The 4,869-nt window shown below is 61.9% G+C and carries 5 protein-coding genes; 2 read left to right on the forward strand and 3 right to left on the reverse strand.

What is annotated here, in order from left to right; translation table 11 throughout:
• A partial coding sequence (locus tag ACMKFF_RS09380) for a hypothetical protein (protein WP_419496766.1) occupies positions 1-436 on the forward strand: 436 nt, incomplete at its 5' end.
• 1,121 nt (positions 437-1,557) lie between these two features.
• Here the strand turns inward: ACMKFF_RS09380 and ACMKFF_RS09385 are convergent.
• Together ACMKFF_RS09385 and ACMKFF_RS09390 are read right to left on the reverse strand one after the other, a co-directional pair.
• Positions 1,558-1,785, reverse strand: coding sequence for an acyl carrier protein (locus ACMKFF_RS09385; protein WP_349134709.1), 228 nt, complete (start codon positions 1,783-1,785; stop codon positions 1,558-1,560).
• Between the two features lie 118 nt (positions 1,786-1,903).
• Positions 1,904-2,344: an ACT domain-containing protein gene (locus tag ACMKFF_RS09390; RefSeq protein ID WP_419496767.1), complete on the reverse strand. Its 441-nt coding sequence runs from the start codon at positions 2,342-2,344 to the stop codon at positions 1,904-1,906.
• Positions 2,345-2,463: 119 nt separating this feature from the next.
• On the opposite strand from ACMKFF_RS09390, the gene ACMKFF_RS09395 reads away from it, so the two are divergent.
• On the forward strand, positions 2,464-3,528 hold the full coding sequence (locus tag ACMKFF_RS09395; RefSeq protein ID WP_419496768.1) for an AI-2E family transporter: 1,065 nt from the start codon (positions 2,464-2,466) through the stop codon (positions 3,526-3,528).
• Positions 3,529-4,191: 663 nt separating this feature from the next.
• Here ACMKFF_RS09395 and lexA read toward each other — a convergent pair.
• Entirely contained in the window at positions 4,192-4,770 is a 579-nt protein-coding gene (lexA, locus tag ACMKFF_RS09400; protein WP_349134575.1) for a transcriptional repressor LexA, read from the reverse strand.
• Between the last annotated feature and the right edge of the window lie 99 nt (positions 4,771-4,869).

The raw sequence follows: 4,869 nt of genomic DNA on the forward strand, positions 1-4,869 counted from the left end.
GCTCAGCGCCTGCGGCCTGGCTGACGCGCCCTATATGGAGCCGGTCCGCACCTACTGCGCCGCCCTGCAGGACGACGATTTCACCCGCCTGCAGGAGGCCATCCCCCCCGCCGTGCTCAATGCGGACGGCTTCGATGCCGGGGAGCTGGCCAATGTGCGCGATTCGTTCGCCAAGGGCAGCAGCAACGACTATGACATCACGCCAAAGGAGCTGGACAGCCGCCGCATCCCCGAGAGCGGCTGCCGCGTGCTCGAGGATTATTTCCGCCAGCAGTACGACTGGATCATGACCGTCGACGAGGCACGGCTCGTCAAATTCCGCGTTTCGTTCACGGGTGAGCTGGATGGCCAGCTCAATGTCCGCGCCGTGTGCTACCAAACCGGCGGGCACTGGTACCTCGACCTCAGCGCCGTGAATCTGAACCTGTTCAGCTGAAGAAAACACAAGCGGAGAGCCTGCGCTCTCCGCTTTTGATATCGTATAATGAAAAAAGGCAAGCCCCCGGCTGCCGTTCATACGGTATGCACCAATTGTGCCTGTAGCGGCGCTCAGGGAGCGCCATGCAGGCCGTAGGCTTTGCAGTGCGAATTCGATGGCGCAAGGCTAACAAGTTTGTCATTGCGAGGGCGCTTCGCGCCCGTGGCAATCTCGCAGAGCCAGGCTGAATCATTGGAAAACCTTCGGCGAAAACGCAAACCGTTTCACCGGGACAGTTTCTGTCAAAATGTATTTGACATTTCTGGCAAGGGTGGATATAATAAAGATGTGGAAACCCGGACGGTTGCCACAACCATATACATGTCAACCGATTTGTGAGTCGCTCATCACAAATCAGTGAGCCGTCTGGTTGCAACAGACGGCTCACTTTTTACCATTTCGGAACCAGTCGATGATCTGGCAAATCAGCCAGAGGATCGAAAGTACCCAGAACAGGTCCTGAAGTGTTATATGTATCACCTCCTTCGGGATATTTCCCGCAGGGGCTATACATGTCTGCCTCCATTCCGCTCCTGCGGGATGACAGGCAACCGTCTCTGAACCGTACACCGTCAATCGGGATCAACCATGGACGGCGGGTTTCCACATTGATATCGTAACATACACAGAGAAAAAGTCAAGTATCAATTTGCGCGTTTGTGAGAAATCTACGGTTATTATCGCAGGCCCCCAGATTTGTCATTGCGAGGCCACGAAGTGGCCGTGGCGCCCTGAGCGCGCAGCGCGAGGAAGTGCCCTTGGGGTGCAATCTCGCAGAGCCCGGTTGAATCATTGGAAAGCCTTCGGCGAAAACGCAACTGCCTTCCCGAGATTGCAACGGGCGCAAAGCGCCCTCGCAATGACAAATCGGGGGCGTCTGCCATTTTAACGACAGCCTGTTCATTTCGGCAGCTCTGCGCTGGGAGGGACATGTCCCTCCCCTACAACGCGCGGCCGGAGGCCTTGTGCATCCTTCCACTTTCCATTTTCAATTTTCCACCCGCCGTATGCTGCTCCCCAGCATTGGCGCGCAACACCATAAAAAAGCCTGCACAGGTCGTTTCCTGCGCAGGCTTTGCTTATTCCTGATTTTCCACAAAGGCAGTCAGATCGCCCACCGTGCGGATCCCCTGCAGGTCGTCATCCGTCCATTCGATGCCGAATTCCTGCTCCAGGGAAAGCATCAGATCACCGAGATCCGACGGCTCCATCTCCAGATCCTCCAGCATCACGGTGTCTGGTGTCACGCGGCTCTCGTCGCATGCCAGCTGCTCGCAAAGAAATTCGCGGATCGTTTCAAAAACCATGGATAACACCTCCCCCCTGTGAATTGCCCGCTACAAGTATACAGGCTCTAACAGGGAAATGCAAGAGGCAAGCGCATGGAATCCGGCAAAAATTTCCGCTGCGCATCGGGCGCTGTTTTCAGCCTGCGAGGACCTCGACCTTCCGCACGCCGTCCACCTGAGAAAGCGCGCGCATCAGCGCCTCAACGCCCTGCGAGATGCCGCCCGTCTCGGCCGAGATCGTCACGGAGGCACAGCCGTTTGTCGGAATTGACTGATTGATCGTCAGTATATTTGCGCCGAATTGGGCAAAAATGGTGAGTATGCTGGAAAGCAGGCCCGTCATGTCCCGCAGCAGCAACTGGAAGGTCAGAATGCGGCCAGCCATCAGGTTCTGGAACGGCGAGATGGAATCGCGATACTTGTAAAATGCACTGCGGCTGATGCCCGTGGCGCGCGCGGCGTCATTCACCGTTGCGACCTCACCGGTCTCCAGCAGCCACTTTGCCTCGGCGACCTTGAGAAAAACCTCCGGCAGCGCCTGGGCCTCCACGATATAGTATTTCGGAAGCTGTGCCATATATGGCTCCTCCTGTTCACAAGAGATGTGCAGATGTTTCCCGAACAAGTGCATTCTAACATAAGCGCCCCGAAAATGCAAGCGCAATCCGCGCGGCGCGGTCGAAAGGAGTCGAGGAAATGAAAAAGCTCTGGCAGCTGTGCGCCTGCGCCGCCGGGGTGCTGGCGGGCCTGTGGCTCACGGCGCGCATCCTCCTGCCCGTCGGCCTGCCGTTCCTGCTCGGTCTCGGCCTTGCCCGGCTGGCCCGGCCGCTTGCCGCGCGCCTGCGCCGCCTGCCGCACGGGCTGGCTGCATTCCTCAGCGTGACGGCCGTGTGCCTCGCCGCGGCCGCCGTGCTCACGGGCCTCGGCTGGGCGCTGTGGCAGGGCTGCGCTGCCCTGTGCGCCCGTCTGCCTGGTCTGCTCTCCACGCTGGCCGAGCCGCTGCAGCGCCTGCATGCCGCTGCCCTGCATCTGGCCAGCCGCCTGCCGGACGGCATGGGAGAGGCTGCAGCCCAGTGGGTCGACAGGCTGTTTGCGGGCGGGAGTGTCGTGGCCGACTCCGTGTCGCAAGGCGTGTTCGGCTGCGTCACGCGCGTGCTCGGCTGGATGCCGCAGCTGCTGCTCTTCGGGCTGACGGCCCTGCTGTCCGCCTATTTCCTCGCGGGCGATGCGCCGAGGCTCCGCGCCCTTGCGGCGCGCCATGTGCCGGAGGAATGGCGGGCGCGCGGCGGGCAACTCCTTGTGCGTCTGCGCGCTGCCCTGCGGGGCTATGTCCTCGCACAGGGAAAGCTCCTGCTCGTAACGTTCGGCGTCGTTTCGCTCGGCCTGCTCGCCGCGCTGCGGCGGCCGCACGCCGTGCTTTTGGGCGCGCTCATCGCCGTGGTCGATGCCCTGCCCGTCCTCGGCTCCGGGACGGTGCTGCTGCCGTGGGCGGCCGTCTCCCTGCTGCGCGGGTCCGGCGGCCTTGCCCTCGGCCTGACCGTCACCTATGCCGCCGCGGCCTTTGCCCGCTCGGCCCTTGAGCCGCGCCTGCTCGGGCGGCAGATCGGCCTGCCGCCGCTGCTGACGCTCCTGTCGCTCTACGCGGGCTATCGCCTGTTCGGTCTTGCGGGGATGATCCTCCTGCCTCTCGCCGTGCTGCTTGCAAAGCAGGTGTGGGAGCTGGCGGAGGGGAATGGCGAGGGCATCGATGGAGCGTTGTAGGGGGACGGCATGCGGCGAGTGGAAAATAGAAAATGGAAAGTTTCGCAAGGCTGCCGATTCGTACCGGCCGCCGTGAAAACGGTATGCACCAATTGCGTCTGTAGCGGCGGTCAGTGACCGCCTTTGGCAGCTGCAAATCTGGAGGTATTTCCGGCGAATGTGTAAGGCTCCCAAGCTTGTCATTGCGAGGAGGCCGCAGGCCGACGTGGCGCCCTGAGCGCGCAGCGCGAGGAAGTGCCCTTGGGGTGCAATCTCGGGAAGGCACTGCCGATTCGCACAGGCTGTCGATAAAAGCGTACCAACCGATTGCATCTGTAGCGGCGTTCCCTGCGCAGCCGTTGGCGGCTTTGCCGCCTTACGGATGCGGCGTCCCCTTTACGGGGGTTGAGCGCCATTGGCAGCTGCAGATTCCTGTGTACCCCGCCGACCGCACTGGCCACCAGATTTGTCATTGCGAGGGCGCTTTGCGCCCGTGGCAATCTCGGGCAGGCAGTTGCGATTTTACCGATCGCTTTCCCACGATGCGGCCGGGTACTGCGAGATTCCCACGTCGCTTCGCTCCTCGGAATGACAATTCTGGAACCCCTGCGCGTTCGACGATGCCGCTCCCTACATGAGCCTATACGCAAAAAAAACGGGCCCTCCCGGGTCCGCTTTTTTTGCTCAGTATTCCCGAATGACGGCCTTGACCTTGCCGAGGATCTGCGCCTCGCGGCCGTCGATGGGGTCGTAGGCGGGATTCTCCGGCATGAGCCAGACCTCGCCGCCGCGCCGCCGCAGGCGCTTGACTGTCGCCGAGTCGCCGAGCAGCGCCACGACGATCTCGCCGTTTTCCGCCGTCTGCTGCGGCCGCACGACGACCTTGTCGCCGTCAAAAATGCCCGCCTCGATCATGGAATCGCCGCGCACACGCAGCGCAAAGCACCCGGCCTCGGCCTCCCACGGCACATAGCCCTCGATATTCTCCACGGCGAGGATCGGCTGACCGGCCGTCACGACGCCGACGAGCGGCACGCCCTGCGGCGCGGCCTCGGCCCCGAGCGAAATGGCGCGGTTCTTGCCGCCATCCATTTCAATGGCGCCGCTGCGGCTCAGCTCCGACAGGTGATAGTGCACGGAGGCCGTGGAGCGCAGACCGACCCCGGCCATGATCTCGCGCGTCGTCGGCGGATAGCCGTGCGAAGCGATATAGTCCTTCAGAAAAGCGTAGATCTCCTCCCGCTTGCTGCTGCTGCGCCCCATATTCGTCCCTCCAATGGTATGGCAGCCCCGCACAATTGCACCTTCGGCGGATATTTTTCGCCGAATGCGCTCGCTGAATTGTGTGGTGCTGTCTTTGCC

The organism is Faecousia sp., from assembly GCF_048519415.1.
Classification (GTDB): Bacteria; Bacillota; Clostridia; order Oscillospirales; family Oscillospiraceae; genus JAZOXB01.

What these genes read in the sequence shown, in the direction of transcription:
- ACMKFF_RS09385 (WP_349134709.1), bottom strand. Translation starts at nt 1,785, where the DNA reads ATGGTTTTTGAAACGATCCGCGAATTTCTTTGCGAGCAGCTGGCATGC.
- lexA (WP_349134575.1), bottom strand. Translation starts at nt 4,770, where the DNA reads ATGGGGCGCAGCAGCAGCAAGCGGGAGGAGATCTACGCTTTTCTGAAG.
- ACMKFF_RS09390 (WP_419496767.1), bottom strand. Translation starts at nt 2,344, where the DNA reads ATGGCACAGCTTCCGAAATACTATATCGTGGAGGCCCAGGCGCTGCCG.
- ACMKFF_RS09395 (WP_419496768.1), top strand. Translation starts at nt 2,464, where the DNA reads ATGAAAAAGCTCTGGCAGCTGTGCGCCTGCGCCGCCGGGGTGCTGGCG.